This is a genomic window from Algoriphagus sp. SE2, from assembly GCF_039563885.1.
Classification (GTDB): Bacteria; Bacteroidota; Bacteroidia; order Cytophagales; family Cyclobacteriaceae; genus Algoriphagus.
In genome coordinates, this window is the sequence record NZ_JBCLWJ010000004.1 from 213155 (window position 1) to 234900 (window position 21746).

15 protein-coding genes are annotated in these 21746 nt (G+C 37.6%); 8 read left to right on the plus strand and 7 right to left on the minus strand.

Translation table 11 applies throughout. The features are described 5' to 3' along the window. The first annotated feature begins 3 nt into the window (after window positions 1-3). The 4 genes from odhB (at window position 4) to AAGF08_RS06950 (ending at window position 4258) form a co-directional block, all read left to right on the plus strand. Window positions 4-1533, plus strand: a complete 1530-nt coding sequence (gene odhB, locus AAGF08_RS06935; protein ID WP_343510422.1) for a 2-oxoglutarate dehydrogenase complex dihydrolipoyllysine-residue succinyltransferase — start codon at window positions 4-6, stop codon at window positions 1531-1533. Window positions 1534-1568: 35 nt separating this feature from the next. Then, on the plus strand, window positions 1569-1922 hold the full coding sequence (locus AAGF08_RS06940; RefSeq protein ID WP_343510423.1) for a four helix bundle protein: 354 nt from the start codon (window positions 1569-1571) through the stop codon (window positions 1920-1922). A gap of 78 nt (window positions 1923-2000) precedes the next feature. Further along, window positions 2001-3401 carry a dihydrolipoyl dehydrogenase gene (gene lpdA, locus AAGF08_RS06945; protein WP_343510424.1) on the plus strand — a complete coding sequence of 467 codons (1401 nt, stop codon included), beginning with the start codon at window positions 2001-2003 and terminating at the stop codon, window positions 3399-3401. An 83-nt stretch (window positions 3402-3484) separates the two neighbouring features. Continuing rightward, window positions 3485-4258 (plus strand): Rossmann-like and DUF2520 domain-containing protein, encoded by a 774-nt coding sequence (locus AAGF08_RS06950; protein ID WP_343510425.1) that lies wholly within the window; start codon window positions 3485-3487, stop codon window positions 4256-4258. Here AAGF08_RS06950 and AAGF08_RS06955 read toward each other — a convergent pair. The 6 genes from AAGF08_RS06955 to AAGF08_RS06980 all read right to left on the minus strand — a co-directional run bounded on the left by AAGF08_RS06955 (window position 4255) and on the right by AAGF08_RS06980 (window position 12131). Then, entirely contained in the window at window positions 4255-5109 is an 855-nt protein-coding gene (locus AAGF08_RS06955; RefSeq protein WP_343510426.1) for a pirin family protein, read from the minus strand. The genes AAGF08_RS06950 and AAGF08_RS06955 overlap by 4 nt on opposite strands. Before the next feature lie 68 nt (window positions 5110-5177). After that, a complete protein-coding gene (locus AAGF08_RS06960; protein WP_343510427.1) occupies window positions 5178-6713 on the minus strand; it encodes a carbon-nitrogen hydrolase family protein in 1536 nt (511 codons plus the stop codon). Between the two features lie 156 nt (window positions 6714-6869). After that, window positions 6870-8171, minus strand: a complete 1302-nt coding sequence (locus tag AAGF08_RS06965) for a Zn-dependent hydrolase (RefSeq protein WP_343510428.1) — start codon at window positions 8169-8171, stop codon at window positions 6870-6872. Between the two features lie 127 nt (window positions 8172-8298). After that, window positions 8299-9300, minus strand: a complete 1002-nt coding sequence (locus tag AAGF08_RS06970) for an acyl-ACP desaturase (RefSeq protein WP_343510429.1) — start codon at window positions 9298-9300, stop codon at window positions 8299-8301. Window positions 9301-9506: 206 nt separating this feature from the next. Continuing rightward, complete coding sequence (locus tag AAGF08_RS06975; protein WP_343510430.1) at window positions 9507-10394, minus strand: ATP-binding protein; 888 nt, start codon at window positions 10392-10394, stop codon at window positions 9507-9509. A gap of 6 nt (window positions 10395-10400) precedes the next feature. Continuing rightward, window positions 10401-12131, minus strand: a complete 1731-nt coding sequence (locus AAGF08_RS06980; protein WP_343510431.1) for an alpha/beta hydrolase-fold protein — start codon at window positions 12129-12131, stop codon at window positions 10401-10403. Window positions 12132-12302: 171 nt separating this feature from the next. On the opposite strand from AAGF08_RS06980, the gene AAGF08_RS06985 reads away from it, so the two are divergent. From AAGF08_RS06985 to AAGF08_RS06995, 3 genes are all read left to right on the plus strand, one after another. Continuing rightward, the gene (locus AAGF08_RS06985; protein ID WP_343510432.1) at window positions 12303-13550 is read left to right on the plus strand and encodes a dipeptidase; all 1248 of its coding nucleotides are present in this window, start codon (window positions 12303-12305) and stop codon (window positions 13548-13550) included. Window positions 13551-13713: 163 nt separating this feature from the next. Beyond that, window positions 13714-17067 carry a DUF1553 domain-containing protein gene (locus AAGF08_RS06990; protein WP_343510433.1) on the plus strand — a complete coding sequence of 1118 codons (3354 nt, stop codon included), beginning with the start codon at window positions 13714-13716 and terminating at the stop codon, window positions 17065-17067. 2 nt (window positions 17068-17069) lie between these two features. Then, window positions 17070-18482: a DUF1501 domain-containing protein gene (locus tag AAGF08_RS06995; protein WP_343510434.1), complete on the plus strand. Its 1413-nt coding sequence runs from the start codon at window positions 17070-17072 to the stop codon at window positions 18480-18482. 8 nt (window positions 18483-18490) lie between these two features. Here AAGF08_RS06995 and AAGF08_RS07000 read toward each other — a convergent pair whose 3' ends face one another. Next, window positions 18491-20047 (minus strand): VCBS repeat-containing protein, encoded by a 1557-nt coding sequence (locus tag AAGF08_RS07000; RefSeq protein ID WP_343510435.1) that lies wholly within the window; start codon window positions 20045-20047, stop codon window positions 18491-18493. A 100-nt stretch (window positions 20048-20147) separates the two neighbouring features. On the opposite strand from AAGF08_RS07000, the gene AAGF08_RS07005 reads away from it, so the two are divergent. After that, window positions 20148-21614, plus strand: coding sequence for a c-type cytochrome domain-containing protein (locus AAGF08_RS07005; protein WP_343510436.1), 1467 nt, complete (start codon window positions 20148-20150; stop codon window positions 21612-21614). Window positions 21615-21746: the final 132 nt, after the last annotated feature.

Genomic DNA, 21746 nt, shown 5'->3' on the forward strand with positions numbered 1-21746 from the left:
CCCATGAGCAAAGAAATTACAGTGCCTGCAGTAGGCGAATCCATTACCGAGGTTACCGTAGGGCAATGGTTTAAAAATGATGGAGATCAAGTTCAAATGGATGAAATCCTATGTGAACTGGAGTCTGATAAAGCAACTTTTGAATTGCCAGCTGAGGCAACAGGAATATTAAAAATAAAAGCTCAGGCAGGTGAAACTTTGGAAATTGGTGCTGTCATATGTACCATAGATGAAGAGGTGGTTTCTACTTCAAAAGAAAATGATTCACCTACACCTAAGTCTAAAGAAGAACCAAAAAGTACTGGAAACGCTCCATCAACAACGGGTGAAGTGAAAGAGATGATTGTTCCTACCGTAGGGGAGTCTATTACAGAGGTTACTTTAGCTAACTGGATCAAAGCTGATGGAGAATATGTGAAGTTGGACGAAATAATAGCTGAAGTGGATTCTGATAAAGCAACCTTTGAATTGCCAGCAGAAGCTTCAGGGATTTTAAGACATATTGCACAAGAGGGAGATGTTTTAGAAATAGGTGGATTAATCTGTAAAATTGAAGTGACCGAAGGTAAACCGGCTCCATCAAATGAAGCTTCTAGTTCAACTTCCGAAGCCACTCAGGCCCCAGGGAATTCAAACTATGCCTCGGGTCATGCTTCTCCTGCTGCATCCAAGATTTTGGCAGAAAAAGGAATTTCGCCAGAATCAGTTTCTGGAACAGGCAAGGATGGAAGGATTACAAAAGAAGATGCGCAAGGGGCACAAAAATCTGCTCCAGCTCCAACAAAAGCTGAGTCTAAGCCGGTTGCTGAATCTTCCGCTCCAATTTTGGGATCAAGAAATGAGCGAAGAGAGAGAATGTCTTCACTTCGTAAAACTGTTGCCAAGCGTTTGGTATCAGTGAAAAACGAAACGGCTATGTTAACTACATTTAATGAAGTTAACATGAAGCCTATAATGGATATGAGATCTAAATTCAAGGAACAATTCAAAGAAAAACACGGAGTAGGTCTTGGGTTTATGTCCTTCTTTACCAAAGCAGTATGTGTGGCACTTCAAGAATGGCCTGCTGTCAATGCTAAGATTGACGGAAACGAAATGGTCTTTAATGATTATTGTGATATTTCTATTGCAGTTTCTGCTCCGAAGGGACTAGTTGTCCCAGTTATTAGAAATGCAGAGGCTATGAGCTTTGACCAAATAGAGAAAGAAATTGTAAGGTTGGCTACTAAAGCCAGAGATAATAAGCTTTCTATTGAAGAAATGACTGGGGGAACATTCACAATCACCAATGGTGGTGTATTTGGTTCTATGATGTCTACTCCAATCATTAATGCACCTCAGTCAGCAATATTAGGTATGCACAACATTGTCCAAAGACCGATGGCTGTAAATGGTGAAGTAAAAATACTTCCAATGATGTATGTGGCACTTTCTTATGACCACAGAATTATTGACGGCCGTGAATCTGTAAGCTTCTTGGTAAGAGTAAAAGAATTACTTGAAGATCCAACAAGATTGTTGTTTGGAGTATAAGTAGGTATATGGTATTTAGAATTTAGTAGGTAGATATGGGGCGGCATAGATATGAGGATTTAGAGGTATATAAAAAGTCTGTCGATCTTGCTGTTTTGGTCAGTTTAAGGACACGTAAATATCCTGATTTTGAGAAGTTCTCTTTGGTAACCCAAACAAACCGTGCAGTATATTCTATTTCAAATAATATTGCAGAAGGTGCTGGGAGAGGAGGTAATGCAGAATTCAGGAATTTTCTACATTATTCATTAGGTTCTTTAAATGAAGTTGAAAATGAGCTTTTATTAGCTTTAAAATTAACTTATTTGGAAGAGAAGGAGTATTTAGATTTCAAAACCAAATCAGATATTATTAAGAAAATGCTTATTAATCTAATTAAGGCTCTCTAAATACCAAATACTAAATACAAGCAATTTGATCAATTGCAAAAAACTCAATTTGATCTTTTAATAGAAAAATATTCGAAAATGAATTATGATGTTATAGTAATCGGTTCTGGTCCTGGAGGATACGTAGCAGCGATTCGCTGTGCACAGCTTGGAATGAAAACCGCACTTATAGAAAAATATCCAACCTTAGGAGGAACTTGCCTCAATGTAGGCTGTATTCCCTCTAAAGCACTTTTGGATTCCTCCGAGCATTATCATAATGCAGCGCACACTTTCGACACGCACGGTATTAAGTTGAGCAATTTGAAAGTGGACTTAAAACAAATGATCGCTCGTAAAAACGATGTGGTAAAGCAGAATACAGACGGGATTAATTACTTGATGAAGAAGAATAAAATTGATGTTCATCAAGGTATAGGTTCTTTTGTGGATGCAACTACCATTAAAGTAACCAAAGAGGATGGCTCCTCTTCGGAAATTAAAACCAAGAATGTAATCATTGCTACAGGTTCCAAGCCCTCTACATTACCTTTTATCAAGCTGGATAAAGACCGTGTTATAACTTCTACTGAGGCTTTGAATCTAAAAGAAATACCAAAACATCTTGTAGTTATTGGTGGAGGTGTAATCGGATTGGAGCTGGGCTCCGTTTATGCCAGAATGGGTTCTAAAGTTTCTGTGATTGAGTTTATGGATTCTTTGATACCGACTATGGATCGCACCATGGGAAAAGAGCTTCAGAAGTCCTTGAAAAAACTAGGCTTCGAATTCTATTTAAAGCATAAAGTAACTTCAGTAGAGAAAAAAGGAAAAGAAGTAACGGTTAAAGCAGAAACTCCAAAAGGTGATACAATAGATGTTAAAGGAGATTATGTATTGGTTTCTATTGGAAGAAGGCCTTATACCGATGGTTTGAACGCAGAAGCTGCAGGAGTTAAATTGACGGATAGAGGACAAATTGAAGTAAATGAACATTTGCAGACCAATGTTCCAAATATCTATGCTATCGGTGACGTTGTGAAAGGTGCAATGTTGGCTCATAAAGCCGAAGAAGAAGGAGTTTTTGTCGCTGAAACTTTAGCTGGACAAAAACCACATATTAATTATAATCTTATACCTGGGGTAGTATATACTTGGCCTGAGGTCGCTTCAGTAGGATATACTGAGGAACAGTTAAAAGAGAAAGGTATCAAATACAAGGCAGGTAAATTCCCTTTCATGGCTTCTGGACGAGCGAGGGCTTCTATGGATACAGATGGATTGGTAAAGGTTTTAGCAGATGCTCAAACTGATGAAATTCTCGGAGTACATATGATTGGCCCAAGGACAGCAGATATGATTGCGGAAGCAGTTGTTGCTATGGAATACAGAGCTTCTGCTGAGGATATCGCCAGGATGTCACACGCTCACCCAACCTACACTGAAGCCTTTAAAGAAGCATGTCTGGCAGCCACGGATAATAGAGCTTTGCATGTTTAATTGCTTTTCAAAATTATTTAAAAGCCATCTAGGACAATTCTAGATGGCTTTTTCTTTCCTCAAATTTTTGGTTTAATTCGTGTATGAAGTTTAAAATAGCTGTATTAGGAGCAGGAAATGTCGCATGGCATTTAGCCCCGGCATTAGAAAATGCTGGTCATGAAGTAACCGAAGTTTATGCCAGAGATATTGATGAAGCCATTAAGATTACGGGAAGACTTTATTCCTCGGAAGCCAAAAATGACTTAGATTTTTCTGAATCTGAGGCAGAGATTTTTATTTTGGCTGTAAAAGATTTTGCGATACCTGAAGTGGCCGATGAAGTTATTTTACCTGAAGGGAGCATCTTAGTGCATACTTCCGGCACAATGCCCTTAGATATTTTGGGATATAGTTCTGCCAGTTATACAGGGATTTTTTACCCTCTTCAGTCATTTACAAAAGATAGAAAAATAGATTTTGAAGACGTGACTTTTTTACTGGAATGTGAAGATGAAGAAACGTTACAAAAGTTGCGAAAGTTAGCCAAGAGCCTTTCCTCAATGAATTACGTAGTCAAATCAAAAGATAGAAAAGCTATTCATGTGGCAGCGGTTTTTGCCAGTAATTTTAGTAATCATATGATCCGGATCAGTGAGGAAATTATGAGAAGGCAAGGACTTGATTTTGATATGCTAAAGCCATTGATCGTTGAGCAGATCTCTAAAACTTTACAAATTGGCGCCAAAAAAGCTCAGACAGGCCCGGCTATTCGAGAGGATTATCAAACCCTGGAAGATCATCATCGCTTTTTGAACTACAACGATTCCATTGCTGAAATTTATAGATTGATCTCCCAGGATATTATTGACAGTTAATGGGACCAGGAGCCGAATTTACCGTTTTGGTAATCTTCATATGCCTGATGGATTTCTTCTTCCGTATTCATGACAAACGGACCTTGTGCGACCATAGGTTCGTTAAAAGGCTTTGCATGACCTAAAATCAGAATTGAATCTGATTTGGCAGTTACTTTCAGGTCTACAGATCCCTTTTCGAATTCTACAAGATTTCTATATGGGATCAACTCTCCATTTACATTCAGTTCTCCTCTGACTATGTAAAAGAAAATATTTTCATCTTCAGATATTTCCTTCTCAAAACTTCCTCCTTCCTTCAGATAAATTGTACTCATGGTTAATGGAAATGACTCCTCAAATGCTCCTTTGATACCATTCCACTCTCCAAATAATTGCTGTACTTCCACTTTTCCTCCATCTAGGGTAAAAGAAGGGATATCTTCTTTTTGGAGCCCAATATACTTTGGATCGGACATTTTTAACTTTGCAGGAAGATTTAACCAAAGTTGAAGGATTTCTAAATCACCACCTTTTTGCTTGAACTCCGAGCTGCTAACCTCCGAATGAATCAATCCTCTTCCTGCAGTCATGTATTGTACACCTCCCGGACCTATCACTGATTCATGGCCTGAGGAGTCTAAATGCATAATGTCTCCTTCTAAAATGAAAGTTACTGTTTCCATTCCTCGGTGGGGATGCGGCCCAAATGGTAACCCTCTATTGGGCGAAGGGTAAGTTTGAAATCCATGGTGATTTAAAAAAATGAAGGGGTCAATCTGCTGTAACTGATTTGTAGGCATTGGGCTGTAAGTTATTAAATCAGCTATTGGCCTATATTCTGCCTTATGAATTTTTTTTATTTGAGACATGCATTTGTAGATTTAATGTATATACATGAAATAGCTTTATACCGGAAAAAGTTCAAAACTTACTTATTTCATTTTACTGAAATTTGCTTAAGCTCAAACAGATCTGTTCTTCTATCTTTTAAGTTTTGTACACTTCCAAATTCATTAAGCTCTTTCAAAAGTGATAAATCTACGTCTGCAATGAGCGTCATTTCTGTGTTTGGAGTGGCTTCAGCTTTAATTCCGTTACTAGGGAATGGGAAATCGCATGGTGTAATAACCATAGATTGGGCGTATTGCATATCCATATTATGGACTTTCGGTAAGTTTCCTACACTTCCTGCCATCGCTACATAACATTCATTTTCTATAGCTCTCGCCATAGCACAGTTTCTTACTCTAGAATAACCATTTTGAGTATCTGTTAGGAAAGGAACAAATAGAATATCCATTCCCTGCTCCGCAAGAATTCTACTCAGTTCAGGAAACTCAGCATCATAACAAATAAGGATTCCGATTTTTCCACAATCAGTATCAAATGCCTTTAAAGAATTCCCTCCTTGCATTCCCCAAACTTTCGATTCCAAGGGAGTAATATGTAATTTTTCGTAAAACTCTATTGAACCATCTCTTTTACATAGATACCCTACATTATAAAGCAAATCATCTTTGATCTTAGGCATAGATCCAGTGATGATATTAATGTTGTAAGAAATTGAAAGTTTTGAGAATCTTTTAACGATTTCATCGGTGTATTTTGCGAGTCCGCGAACTGCTTGTGCTTCTGTCAAATGATTGAACTCAGCCATTAAAGGGGCATTGAATAATTCAGGGAAGAGTGCAAAATCTGAACGATAAGCAGAGACCGCATCTACAAAATATTCGGCTTGTTGCATGAGTTCGTCAAGATTTTCATACAAGCGCATTTGCCACTGAATTAGACCCAGGCGAACAATCGTTTTATTAGTAGATGCTTTTTTAGTTGGTTTTTCATAATAGATATTATCCCATTCCAATAAAACCGCAAATTCACTAGAGTCCTTATCACCTTCTAAATAGTTTCTCATTATTCGAGTTGGGTGAAAATCATTAGCGAGTTGAAAGTTTAATACCGGATCATATATTTCTTTCATCTTCACTTTTTCCAGATATTCTTTAGGAGTTATTTTGTCCGCATATTTGTGATAATTAGGGATACGACCTCCGAACACAATTCCCTTCAGATTAAGCTTTTCACAAAGCTCTTTACGGTAATCATAAAGCCTTCTTCCTAGTCTTAATCCTCTAAATTCTGGCTTAATAAAGACATCGATTCCATACAGCAGATCTCCATTGTTAGTGTGTTTTTCAAAAGTAAAATTAGAGGTAATACCTTTATAAGTATGCTCACCCTCCAGCTGATCTTCATCTACCACGATAGAAAGTGCGCATCCCGCCAATTGGTCATTGATCCGAATGACGACCTGACCTTCAGGGAATTTTTCAAAAAGAGCTGCTATTTGATCTTCTCTCCAATAAGCTTCTGACATGGATTGGTAGCTATCAATCATAGCCTCTTTGAGTTCTTGATAATCTGAGAGCTGGAGAAAAGAAAGCGTGATGTTTTCTATTTGAGTATTGTCCATGTTTTTTGAATTTGTAAGAAGTGATGAAAAGACTCCCTGATTTGGGAGATTTATCCCTTAATGTTAAAGAGTTTCATCCTCTAAAAATTAAAGTTTCACGATTTGGTTACTAACTACTAAGCTCAGTGTAAGGTTACCTTTTCTTGAATCTAATTGTCAATTTTTTGAATTCAATTTTCGATCCAAAGCGATAATAGTTTGTAATAATACATTTGCTCCATTTACAATATCCTCAGGAGAAGAATATTCCTGAGGAGAGTGACTTATTCCATCTTTGCTTGGTATGAATATCATACCAATGGGAGCGAATCTTGCTATCTCCTGCGAATCGTGGCCAGCTCCACTAGGTAAATATTTAGTGCTCAAGCCTAATGCTTTAGCAGAAGTTTCAATTGTTTTTTGTATTTCAGGATTAGCTAAAGCAGGCTTACTTGCCACTTCGATGTGGTTAATACTGACCTCCATATCACTTTCCTGAGCAAGTGTTTTAGCTTTTTTCTCTATAGCTTCATAAACGTTATGAATTTTTTCGGAAGATAGATCCCTGATTTCAACATTTAATTTGACTTCTCCTGGAATCACATTACCCGCACCGGGAAAAGCTTCGATCTTGCCTACTGTTGCTACTTGGGCTCCGTCAAATGAATTAACAATTTCATTCACGGCAAGAACCAATCTTGCGGCAGGGAGCATTGGGTCTTTTCTCATATTCATAGGGGTAGTTCCCGCATGATTTGCAAACCCATGAAAGGTAAATTCATACCACTCGATGGCCACAATTCCTTCTACAACTCCAATATCTATCCCTTCTCTATCAAGATTTCCACCTTGCTCAATATGTAATTCCAAAAATGCAGCCAGATCTCCAGAGTTTCTTTTCAGCTCGGGAATTCGATCTGGATCACCGTCGATGGCTTTTATTCCCTCATATTGTGTCATTCCACTTGAACTTTTTATTTTCAATGCTTCAGGACTTAATTGACCAGCCAGTGCTCTGCTTCCAATAACACCGCCTTCTTCATTTGTGAAAATTATTACCTCCAGAGGGTGTCGAGTATTCCAATTATTTTCTGAAAGGGTCTGCACTACCTCTATAGCACTTAAAGAGCCAACTGGTCCATCATAGTCACCTCCATTTGGAACTTCGTCGATATGGGAACCAAAAGCAATTGGTTTTAAAGAAGGATTTAATCCAGTTTTTTTTCCAATTAGATTACCTGCAAAATCTGTTGAAACAGCTAGCCCTGCCTTTGTCATTAGCTCTTTAATGTATATTCTCGCCTCTTGATCATACTTGCTATAAGCTACCCGGTCTGATCCTCCCGCCTCATTCTTACCAAAGGTCGAAAGCTTTTGAATTGAATTGTTAAGACGTTCTTGATTGACTTTTAATTCAGACTGGGAATACCCGAATCTGAAGAGGGTTAAGAAAATAAGTGAAAGTATGAAAGATTTCATTTTTTAGTTTTTGGAGAAGGTTCGGATAAATCTATTGTTTGATCAAAATACTACAGAATCGGTAACAAAAAAACCTCTTCAAAGATGAAGAGGTTTCCACAATAAGTAGTAATAGTTTGAAAGGCTATTATTTTAACCAAGCTAACTGTACTTCCTCAGGAGCTTTCATTCTGTCTGCTACCCTCATATATCTATCAGCCAATTTTGAAAGATATATCTGTGCTTTAGAAGCGGCATCGTTCAAGCCAGTTAGACTTTCAATCTTCCAAAGATTTACCAAATGATCGATGATTTTAGCATAATCCCAACCAGTATATATTCCAACTTTTTGAGTAATCTCTGAAAACCTTGTGTAGATAGATGGATTAGGCCCTCCTTCTCCCATCAATACTGCAGGCATAACGATCTGCTTCTTCATCATTTTCTCAAAAGCTAGAATTGCACCGTTAGGATCAATTTCAAAAATTTTGGACATAAATGACTTATAAGCTTTTTCATGTCTTGCCTCATCTCCAGCTATAGTTTTACAGATTCTAGCTAGAACAGGATCGCCAGCTTTATCAGCAAGTTTACCAGTATTAACATGAGAAACTTTTGTTGCTCTTTCCTGGAATGAAGTATAAATCATCGCTTGATAGGGATCACTTTCTGATTTAGGGTCAAAACCATTAGTAAGAAGTCTATGAATCGTAATTTCTACGGCTTTCATATCTACCCTACCTGTCATGTACAAATACTTATTTAATAAGTCACCATGACGGTTTTCTTCAGCTGTCCAAGCTTTTGACCATCTAACCCAACCGCTAGGTGAAACAAGGCTTCTTTCTTCGTTGATTCCTTCGAGCAGGTTGAAATACGTTTGATAAGAGGGTAAAGCTTCCTCTGTAATCATATTACCTACCAAAGAGGTAAGAACAGTATCCGGGATTCCTTCAGCTCTTTTTTGTAATAACTTAATTTCATCATGAATATCCGGGTTTCCGAATTCAGGTAAAAAATCGGAGGGTTGCCAACAAGTCTCTGGGTCTACTAAAATATTGTCAACTGCATCTCCCACAAGGTCATCTAATTGGCTTATGACCTCCATATTTTTCTCCAACTCGTAATTTATTGGTTTTGAATTTTTCATAGTAAAACTTCTTAGGTGAAGTGTTTCCTTTCGTCTTATTGATATACCTAAAATAGGTATGTACCTATTTTAACGGAATAATCCTCCACAAGATACGGACAAAATATCAGATAAGGCGGATAGAAACTTGATACATTGATTTAGTTATTGATAAGTGGTTACAATGAGGCTTTCTTGAAAAGCACATTTTAACTTTTATCTATTTATTAATAATCAAGTTTGTAGGCCACTACTTTGTTTTTCATGAAAGTAGGAACTAATACTAAGTTTTCCTCAGGGATAAATCCTATGTCAGCCGTATTAGACCCAGCATCTTTCGTGTCTAATAAAAGCGTTTCTCCATCTCCACTAACAAAATAAATTTCACCAGCCCATCTTGTAGCCACAAAATTTCCACCATCAAGAATGATTAATCCATCTCCTCCGGTTACAGTGGAATTGATGATGCTTGAAGAGCCATCAGAATTTATCATTTTTAGGCCAGATCCGTCAAGTCCATAGATTTTGCCATTGGTATCCACAGCAACTCCATTGAGCAAAGCATTTCCTTCAGAAACTGTAGAAACTGATCCTCCGTCCAAGACATGAAGCAACCCTTTATTCATACCAGAGAAATAAATCTTGCCATCATGTGAAGCTACATCATTTAAGAATTCGGCCCCCTCAATAGGATAGGTATTTGAAATTTTTGCAGCTTGAATATCAATCTCAATTAACTGATCAATATCAGTAACATATAACTTTCCATTTGAAATTGCCATTCCTTTTGGAGCGTTAAGCCCAGTAATCCATTCTTGTGTAATAATATTCCCTTCTTTATCAATTATGGATATTGATCCCTTCCCATCTTTATCAGTTGGACTTCCTTCGATATTAGAAACATAAATAGTCCCCGTTGAATCATCATAAAGTACAGATTCACAAGTAATTAAGGTTTCGGGTGTCTCCCAGACCATAGTTAGGGTCGGAGTTTTTGCATCTTCAACAACAATTGTTTCCGTTGCCGAATCTTCTTCCGTTTTTTGAGGACTACATTGTACAAACAATATACTTGCTCCAATTCCGAAAAGGAAAGGTTTAAGTAAATTTTTCATGTCAGTTTAATTTTTAGTTATTGTCCAGTTTTGTTGATTAAAATTAGATGGGGCAGTTGCCCTTAATCTATCCTCGATTTTGTCTAGATAAAGTGTGTTATAACGAAGTCGTGAAATATAATTTGGAAGAGTAGGGTCTCCATTCCAGCAATGTTCAGCACGATCCCCATAAGCTACTTCACCATTAAAATATGGGTTTTCTGTTTGTTCCAAAAATGCTTCTGTTAAATAAACAGCATTGTTTAGATAATAGTTATCCATGTCCCCACAATAGATATTCACTTTGCCTTCAAGCTTTGGTCCCAAAGTATTCCAGTCACGTTCCATAATATAGCGAAGGTCGTAATTCTCTTTCCAAAATTCAGCAACTTTTGAGTCAATTTCTCCAGTCTTTTTATCCCAAATAGGTTTTGGATAGCCATCTTCTCCGACCGGAGAATAAACCGCCTGCCAAATATCAAACTGTTCACCTGAGCGAGTTTTTGTACCACCTATTGCTAGCTCCCTGTGATTCATATCTACTACCATAGAAGAGACATGTCCCAAATAATCTCTATGTCCTGGCCTAGGCGTTTTCCTGAATTCCCCTTCTTGAAAATAGGCATTTTGGTCTTCGTAAAGATTGACCGTTGTAAAAGCTCTGAAGTCAATAGGGTCAGGGCAAGCAGCAAAACAACCATTATATTCATCTGGATAAAAAACCTGGGCAGCTAGTGCTTCCCAGCCACCGGTAGAACCACCATATAAAAACCTGGACCAACCTTCTCCTATTCCTCTAAATTCATTTTCAATATATGGTATCAATTCATAGGTTAATGCATCACCATAAGGACCAAGGTTTTCGGAATTGACAGCATAGCTATCATCATAAAATGGATTTGCATGTTGAATTTCAATAATAATAAATCTTTTGAAATCAGGGGAAATCCACTTTTGATAGAAGTCATAAGCTTCTTGTTGTTGCATTTTTTCATAGCCGTAGATTCCAAACCTTGCTGAATAATCATCTTCTGATAGATCAGGATCCGGAGGAACAGTTCTAAATCCTCCAAAGTCATTTGGGAAATGACCATGAAAAACCATTAAGGGGTAATACTGATTTGGATTTTCATCAAATCCTTCAGGTAAAAGTACATGTGCACCAACATACATATCTCTTCCCCAAAACTCAGAAAGTAAGGCTGATTTCATTTTGATATGCTTGATATATTTGGTGTCTTCAGGCTCGCTAACCGGAGGGATTTCCTGATCAATTGTCAATTCGATTGAAGTACCTTCTTTCCAATCAAAGGAAATTGGTTTAGAATAAATATTCCCGGGTGTATTAGCCCATTTCCTTCCTTCGCCTTGATCCATTGCTAGTTTGACCGTGTGGCCATCTGATCGAATAAAGGTTTCATATTTTATTAGGAATGCCTGTATTTGATAATTCCCTTCTTGTACTTCATTCAGATTTTCAATTGGGTAGCCAAAGCTTTTTGGGTCCAACTCAATAGCATCTCCAAGTTCAAAATCCTCTATGTCCATTCCAAAAACTTGAGCGGTCGAAGCATTATCGGAAATTGAAAATCTTGGCTCTCTTTCTTTGTCAGGTGAAAATATTATCAATAATCTTCCATCTTTGAATCCAGGTTCAAGTTCAGGACTTATTTTGATGCTTACCGGTGAGGAATCGTCAGGAGACTGACATGCCCATGCAAAACATGCAAGTAAAATTAAAAAGGATGTTTTCTTCATAGTAGGTGGATTTTGTACGAAAAGTTAATGATAAAGTGTGAAATCTTTTGAAAATGGTTTCTTGATTCCTTTCAAAGTCCTTTTTATTTGCCTTGAATTCCCTTTTGTGGAATTTTTTTTAGGGACTGGACAAAACCCTGTATCTTTCTCCCTTATAAACCACCAACATTTATGAAAAAGAACTATTCCTTCTTATTGATTGGCTTAATGGCTTGGGCCTGCCAACCCAAGGAAATTACCATTGATTATACAACTATGAGTGATGACGAGCGACTGAAGGCTGCCACTGAAATGGCTCATAATACCATCATGGTTGATGGACATGTAGATCTTCCCTATCGCATGAAAGTGGGAGGTTTTACCCTTCAACGAGAAATCCTGGATGTATCTGTAAGAACGGATGGAGGTAATTTTGACTTTCCAAGGTCCAAAGAGGGTGGTTTGGATGCTCCTTTCATGTCGATATATATTCCTGCTGGCAACCAACAAATCCCTGGTGCATCCAAAGCTTTAGCTGATTCATTAATCCTAATGACTGAGCGATTAGCTGAAACTTTTCCTGACAAATTTGCTATGGCTTATAGCCCCGCTGATATTGAAGAAAATTTTTCTGCAGGTAAAATTTCCTTACCAATGGGAATGGAAAATGGAGCAGGTTTGGAGGATGATATAGCCAATGTAGAATACTTTTATAAAAGAGGGATCCGATACATTACCTTGACCCATGGAAAAGCAAACTTGATCGGAGACAGTAGTTACGATACGGTCAGATTATACAATGGTCTAAGCGAATATGGAGAGCAAGTAGTCAAAGAAATGAACCGAGTAGGAATTATGGTTGATTTGTCTCATGTTTCTGATAATACTTTTAAAGAGGCTTTGGACATTACTCAAGTCCCGGTTATTGCCTCTCACTCATCAGTAAGGGCGTTTACTCCTGGTTTTGAGAGAAACATGAGTGATGAATTGATTCAAGCAATGGCAAAGAATGGAGGAGTGATGATGATAAATTTTGGAGGGAGTTTTATAGATTCCGCCTATTCAACCGGAAATAGTAAAGTAAGAGAGCACATAGTAAATTGGCTCGCTGAAAATAACTTAAGCAGAAGTGATTCAACTGCACAGGCTTATATAGCTGAATATACCGCAGCAAATAATCCTTTCCCTTCGGTTCAGAAAGTAGCAGACCACATTGATTATGTGGTAAATTTAGTAGGAGTGGATTATGTTGGGTTTGGTTCTGATTTCGATGGAGTTGGGGATTCCTTGCCAACAGGGTTAAAAGACGTTTCCATGTATCCAAATCTGATTGCTGAACTTTTAAAAAGAGGGTATTCTCAGGAGGATATTGAAAAAATTTGTTATAAAAATGTTTTCCGGGTATGGAAGGCTGTCGAGGAATTTGCAGCAGGTCAATAAAATTACTACTTAAGTTTTCGTAGAAATCCCTGTTCGTCTGAGCAGGGATTTTTTGTTTTTTGAAAAATAATTTAATTGCTAATTGTATTTTTACAAGAAATTTATTGTCTTATTTTTCAGGGTTTTATAAAGATAATGTTACATTTAATGTAAATATTTTTTTATGAACCCAAATAGCTTTCCGTTCAGCAAATCAGGCGTCCTGATCTGTTCCTTTTTTGTCTTTGGACTCTTAATGAACTTCGGCTGCCAGCCTTCTCTCCCTGAAGAGGTAGAAGTGGAATATGCTGATTTACCTGATCAAATTGATTACAACTTTCATGTCAAACCAATTTTAGCAGATAGGTGCTACGCTTGCCATGGGCCTGATGAGGGATCTCGAAAGGCCGGCTTGAGGCTTGATATTGAGGAAGAAGCTTTTAAGAAATTAGAATCTGGAAACAAGGCCTTTTCAAAAGGTAGTCTATCTGGTAGCGAGGTTTTTCATAGACTGGTTAGTTTGGATCAGGAAACCATAATGCCTCCGCCAGAGTCTAACTTATATCTTACTCCGAAAGAGATAGCAATCATCGCAAAATGGGTAGATCAAGGTGCTGAGTGGAAAGAACATTGGGCTTTTTTAGAAGTAGAGAATCCTGAAGTTCCGGAACTTAAGGAAGATTGGAATAGGAATAATCCTATTGATCATTTTATTCAATCTGAGTTAATAAATCAAAATCTTAATCCTAACCCAAGAGCCGATAAAGAGCGGCTTTTGAGAAGAGTTACTATGGACTTGACAGGATTACCTCCTACTATAAAGGAAATAGATGAATTTTTAAGTGATGATTCGGAAAATGCTTATGAAAAGGTTGTGGATAGGCTTCTTTCTTCACAAGAAAATGCAGAAAGGTTGGCCATGGAATGGCTTGATATTGCCAGATACGCAGATTCGCATGGAGTTTCTTTTGATGGATATAGGGAAATGTGGCCCTATAGAGATTGGGTGATTGAAGCTTTCAAAAATAATATTCCTTACAGTGAATTTATTACCAAACAAGTGGCTGGGGATTTACTCCCAAATGCTACAACTCAAGATAAACTTGCCACTGCTTTTTACAGGTTAAATCCAATGGAAGCTTCTGCTGGATCCATTCAAGAGGAGTATAGGGTAGAATATGTTGCAGAAAGAACAGCTACTACGGGCACAGCATTCCTTGGTCTTACCATAGGCTGTGCTCGCTGTCATGACCATAAATTTGATCCGATTAGTCAGAAGAATTTCTTCCAGCTATCAGCATTTTTCAATAGCGTAGATGAATATGGTCTTGGCCCAACAGATTTAAATAGGCCCCCGACAGTAATGCTTTTCAAAGAGGAGCAGAAAAAATCACTGGATTCTTTAGATCTATTGATAAAAGAGAAAGAAGATGAATTAAAAAATCTTCAGGCAAAGGAAATTAAAAATTATGTAGCTGACATCGGAGATCTTCCAAGGATTGAAAATGAGTTGGGTTCTTTTTCTTTTGAATCTTTTGAGAAAATTAAAAGAGTTAAGAAAGATTTCAATCCATTTGCTGAAGAAGAGGCTGAAGAATACAAGAAGAAGACAGCAAAAGAAAAGGCAAAAATTGATTCGATAAAGAAAGAGCAAAAAAAGAAAAAGAAAACTGAATATGAAGAAGTTCTGATTCTTGATAAGAATAAGGTTTCTGAAGCAACTTTAGGAGTAGAATTGACAGAAGGGAAAGTTGGTAAAGGCGTAGTCTTTGATGATGATTTTGATTACGTAAGCCTTAATAAAGTAGGTTTTTTTGACCAATATGATGCTTTCAGTGGAAGCGTTTGGATTAAACCTGAAAAGGAAGAAGCTAAGCATCTCAAAAATATCATGGGAAATAGCGCTAATTTTTTAGGATTTTATCGAGGCTGGGAATTGTTATTAGATTCTGCAAATCATCTTTCTCTTCGCTTAATTCATAGACTTCCTGACGACTATATCGAGGTTGTGACTACAAAAGCTGTGGTTGCCGATATTTGGTCTCAGATAGGATTTTCTTACGATGGTTCTGGCAGTGCTGAAGGGGTGTCTTTATTCGTGAATGGAGAAGAGCAAAAAATAAAGGTTGAAGCTGATAAACTAACACGAAGTATTCTACCAATTGAAGAATATACTGCAAAACTGGATACGCTACCCCTCAGACTTGGAAAGAGCTATAGACTTTTCACTTTTGATCCGGGAATTTATAAGGGGGCAATGGATGAAGTGAAACTATTTGATAGGAATCTCACATCTATTGAAATGTCAAGTCTTGCAGGAGGTATAAGTAAGCCAATTCCTGAATCCTCTGTTAAAGCCTATTATTTAGAGAAAGAAAAATCAAGAATAGCCCTAAGAAATGAAATTAGAGACCTGAGAAAAAAGAAAATTTCTGCATTGGGTGGTGTACAAGAAGTAATGGTGATGGAAGACATGTCAGAGCCCAGACCAACTTTCTTGTTAAATAGAGGGATTTATAATGATTATGGCGAAGCTGTAGAACCGAGTACGCCCGAGAATGTCTTGCCTTTCCCGGAAGAATATCCTAAAAACCGATTTGGTCTAGCAAAATGGCTAGTCAACCCTGAAAATCCACTGACATCACGGGTAATTATCAATCGATACTGGCAAATGATTTTTGGAACAGGGATTGTCAAAACTTCAGGAGATTTTGGCATACAAGGTGACTTACCCACACATCCTGAATTACTAGATTGGCTTGCTTATGAGTTTATGGAGAGTGATTGGGATCTGAAAAGAATGCTCAAACTTATGGTAATGTCTTCTACTTATCAGCAATCTTCTTTTGCAGATCAGGAAAAGTATGAGGCAGATCCAGATAATAAATATTATTCCAGATCAAGTAGCTATAGATTGCCTGCCGAATTTATTAGAGATAATGCACTAGCTTCCAGTGGTATTTTAGTAAAGAAAGTTGGTGGGCCAAGTGTGAAACCTTATCAGCCGGAAGGACTTTGGCAAGAATTGGGGGATTTCTCATTTAAGCTTCATAAATATAAGCAAGACTCCGGTGCCAATTTATATAGAAGAAGCATGTATACATTTGCACGGAGATTTTCTCCAGCACCTTACATGATCACTTTTGATGCTAGTAACCGGGAAATCTGTATAACTAAACGAGTAAATACAAATACTCCGCTTCAGGCTTTGAATCTATTAAATGCACCTCAGTTTGTAGAGGCTTCGAGATTGATGTCAGAGCGTGTAATTAAGGAGAAAGAAAGTTTGGATGACAGGCTGATTTTAAGTTTCCGCTTGGCTACTGGGGTAACTCCCAACGAGCGCTTACTGAGTACATTGAGGGAACATTACGAAAGCGCAATACTACATTTTCAAGAAAATCCATTATTAGCAGATTCTCTATTAGCAGTTGGAGAATTACCAAGAGATTTAAAACTCGATAAGACTCAAACTGCAGCAATGACTGTTGTGGCAAACTCAATTTTAAATTTTGATGAAACCTACATGAAAAGGTAATCATGGGACACAATCATATACATACACCTTTGACGAGGCGGGAATTTTTGACTAAAACTTCATTAGGGATTGGAGCAGTATCTTTGGCTTCCTTGCTAAACCCATCATCACTTTTCGCTTACGGAAATAAACCTCATTTTGTCCCAAAAGCAAAACGGATCATTTATCTCTATATGGCAGGAGCTCCGTCTCAGCTTGATTTATTTGATTATAAGCCACAGTTGATCAAAATGGATGGGCAAGATCTTCCTTCAAGCGTTTTGGGAGATCGTGTTACAGGAACCGTTGCTACTCAGAATTCCTTGCCAATGGTTGGAACTAGATGGAATTTCAAACAGCACGGAAACAGCGGCATGTGGATGAGTGATTTGATGCCAAATATGTCCAAGATTACGGATGAGCTTTGTAAAATTCAGTCAATGCATACGGCTTCAGTTCAGCATGAACCTGCCCAGATGTTTACAAATACTGGCTCAGAACTTCCTGGGAGACCATCCTTTGGATCATGGATTAGTTATGGTTTGGGATCTGACAATGAAAATTTGCCTGCTTTCATTGTTCTGAAAACAGAAGGGCTTGAAGGTGGCTTTGCAGGATTATATTCCAGTGCATTCTTGCCTGCGGAGCATCAGGGGGTACGATTCAGAGGAGGAAAGGATCCTGTTTTATTTCTTACAAATCCTCCCGGAGTTACCGAAGCTGCTAGAAGAGTACAATTAGACTACTTGAAAAAAATGCAAGAAGGAGCATTTGAGTTTTGGGAAGATCCCTCTATTAAAGCCAAGATGGCTCAATATGAAATGGCTTTTAGAATGCAAACCTCTGTTCCGGAGGTGGTTGACACCATAGGAGAGCCTGATTACATCTATGATCAATATGGGGAGGATAGTAAAAAGCCTGGGACTTTTGCCAGCAATTGTCTTTTAGCCAGAAGGCTGGCAGAACGAGGAGTGAAATTCATCCAGGTTTACCATGGAGGCTGGGATCACCACAGTGATCTACCAAAAAATATTGGAAAAAGAGCCAAGGAGGTGGATCAAGCAAGTGCAGCATTAATCATGGACTTAAAACAAAGAGGCTTGCTTGAGGATACCTTGGTAGTATGGGGTGGAGAATTCGGACGAACTTGCTTTTCTCAAGGCCAGCTAACCAAGGATAATTTTGGAAGAGACCACCATCCAGACGCTTATACTATGTTATTGGCAGGAGCAGGTGTTAAAAAAGGGATGACTTATGGTAGAACTGATGATTTTGGATATCATGTGGTAGAAAACCCAGTTCACGTACATGATCTTAATGCAACGCTACTTCATTTGATGGGACTTGACCATGAGCGTTTAACATATAAATTTCAAGGTAGAAGATTTAGATTGACAGATGTGGAGGGAAATGTGATCAAGGAGATTTTGAGTTGATAATTCCATTAATTAATCTTCACGCAGGACTGATTGCCAGCTGCATCAGTGGCACAAACTTCAATTGAATCTGAATTTTTCGATTCTTCAACTTCTGCTTTCCATAAATACTCTCCATACCATTTCATTTCGATTTCAGCTGAATTCACCAAAAGAACGACTGATTTCCAATCTTGAGGCATGCTCGGACTTTTGTTGTCATGAATTCTGGCTTTAATTATAGAAGTTCCATTTAAAGATTCCTGATTCTTAAAATGTGAAATGATTGGCTTAGCCTTATCAACCACAATATTTTTCCCAATATAAATTCTTTCATCTATCATTTCCTCACCCTCCCCTTGTCCCATGATGATATCCATTTTATGGTCATTGTTAATATCTGCAAAGACTAAAGAAAGGGTATGAGGAGTTGGCTCTCCCGATAAAATGGATTGTCTAAGTTTGAATTTTCCAGATCCATCATTAATTAGAAGACGATCTTCACCTGTCAAGGAGCTCAGAATGAAGTCCGGGTCACCATCTGAATCGTAGTCTAAAAAAGCAATATTATTATCATCTTCTCCTATATTATCAGGACTCTGCCATAAAGCAGAAGTAGCGTCGATATATCGCCTGGCACTATCATTCAAGAAAATATGTTCTTTTCTTGACCAAGATTTTTGATCTACTATTTCACCGTCATTTACAGTCACTAAGTCAAGGAAACCATCTTTATTTACATCTGCTACCTCAAATTCATAATTATTGGTATAAGCCGGAAGCATTCTTTTATCTTCAAAATTCCCTTCCCCATCATTTTCAAAGATTCTACTTGTACCACACCTTTTACATGAAATAGCGATGTCCAGATCAAAATCATTATCAAAATCAATGAATTCCAAATCCCACGAAAATTGGATTAATATGTCTGGCATTTGGGAAGTTGTAACGTCTTCGAATTTTCCATTCCCATCATTGAGCCATAATAATGTTCTGCCTCCATTATTTTCCATATTGGATCCAGCTCCCCAGTCTGATAAAATAATATCTAAATCCCCATCATCATCCACGTCTCCAAATTCCAGATCTCCAATGCTTGCAATTTTTTGAGGAAAATTTGTATCTGTTACCTGAATGAATTTTCCTTTTTCGCTTCCCAGAAATAATTCACTTTGAGTTTGAAAGGTATTTCCAATGACTAGATCAACGAAGCCATCCTTATTTAAATCTTGCGCTTTGATCACTCTTGCATAAAACTTGTTCTCTCCAAAAATCTCTTCTGTAACCTCAAGAAATCGGGAATTAGGACCTTGATTGAGGAAAATTCGACTTGATTCCAAAACTCCCGGTTCTGAATAATCTCCTCCATTTGCAAATATTAGATCCACCAACCCATCCTGATTAAGGTCAGCTACTTCAACTCGATTGGTCCATTCTCCTGTTTTGGGGAGGTAAATTCCTGTCTGATCCTCCCATAAAAAATCTACTGAATCAATTTTTTTATCTTGAACCGTGGAGGTATGACAGGAAACAATAGAAAAGACTATAAAGGTGAAATATCTAGAGTTTTTTAAAAAATTGATCATCTAAAGGAAGTTTAACCCAAATTAAATTTGACCTACATACATCTGTAGTACAGAAAAGTAAGGTACAAATGTTATCTTTAAATAAGTCAATTTTCATTTTATGTATATACTTCTGCAATCAGATGCCGCACTATTTTTTGGACGATTTCATTCCCTTACGGTGCACCTGCCTATTGGTTTTCTACTTTTAGCAGCAATTTTATTTCTCCTGTCTTTATCAAAAAAGTTTAATTTCTTGATTAAGGCCTTGCCTTTAACAATACTTTTAACAGCTATTACGGCAGTTCTATCAGTTGTTTTGGGATTACTTTTAGCTCAAGAAGGAGGATATCCAGAAGGGAGTCTTTTTTGGCATAAAGCAATGGGGATAGCAGTTGCTATTCTATCCGTCTTTCTGACCATTTTTATATTGGGCTATTTTGATAAAACAAGGCAAGGGAATTCTTTAATGGAAAGATTGAATATCAATACCATTGAGTCAACTGTTGTTGACCATAAAAAAGGAGTGGGTATTTTTTTAGCAGCTGCAGTGGTATGTATTTCTATCACAGGTCATTTAGGAGGAAATCTGACCCATGGAGAAAATTATCTATATGCTTATGCTCCAACGTTTATTCAGGAATTTCTTTACGACCCTAATCTCGAAAAAAGCTCCTTGGAATTCCCAAAGGATGCGGATTCTACGTTGGTTTTTGACCATATCATCCAACCAATTTTAATTCAGAAATGCGCTTCATGTCACGACTCAGAAACTCAAAAAGGGGGGCTTCAAGTTACTTCTCTTGAAAGTTTATTGACTGGAGGAGAAACAGGTCCGGCCTTAGAAGCAGGATCTCCCCAATCCAGTGAATTATATAAAAGGGTGACTTTAGATCCAAAAAGTAGGAAATATATGCCTCCAAAAGGCGTAACTTTGTCATACGGAGAAATCACCTTATTGAAATATTGGATTGACAATGGAATGAATTCAGATCTTAAAGTCACAGATCAAGAGCTTCCAGGAGAAATTCAAGAGCTTTTAGAGTCAACTTATGGGCTTTCAACTAAGAAGAAAGCACTATATGAGAAAATGAATGTTGATGCCGCTTCAGAAGAAACCTTGGCTAAGGTAAGAGAACAAGGATTTAGAGTTTCAGCGCTTTCTGAGGAGAATAATTTTTTGGAAGTTGTGGCCAATGGAAAATTAAAAAGGGAGAATTTAGAAGCATTATCTTCAATTGAAAATCAGATCACCTGGCTCGATTTAGGAGAGGCTGCTATTGAAGATTCCTGGATGGAGATTGTTGCAGGTTTTCCGAACTTAACGCGACTATTATTGGATAATAATCCCATCACTGATAAAGGAACTATCCCTTTGGACAGATTGGAAAACCTAGAATCAATTAACCTTTATAATACCGCTGTTGGTGACTCAACACTCAATCTTTTAGCAACGCTTCCGAATCTCCAAAGTGTTTATCTTTGGAAGACAAAAGTCTCTAAGGATTTGGTTGCTAAATTAAGTGAAGTAAACCCAAAACTTAAGGTGGATCTAGGCTTTGTAGAAGAAGAAAAGAAGTCAAATTAAATAGACATTTTCTTCTTATGAGGAAGAGCTGGACCTCTTAAAATAGTCACTTTTGTATCCTTATTTTTGTTTTTTACTGTCAAAAAATCCGACTCTTCAAAGATTCTGTTTCATTTTCGGTCATAATGGCTT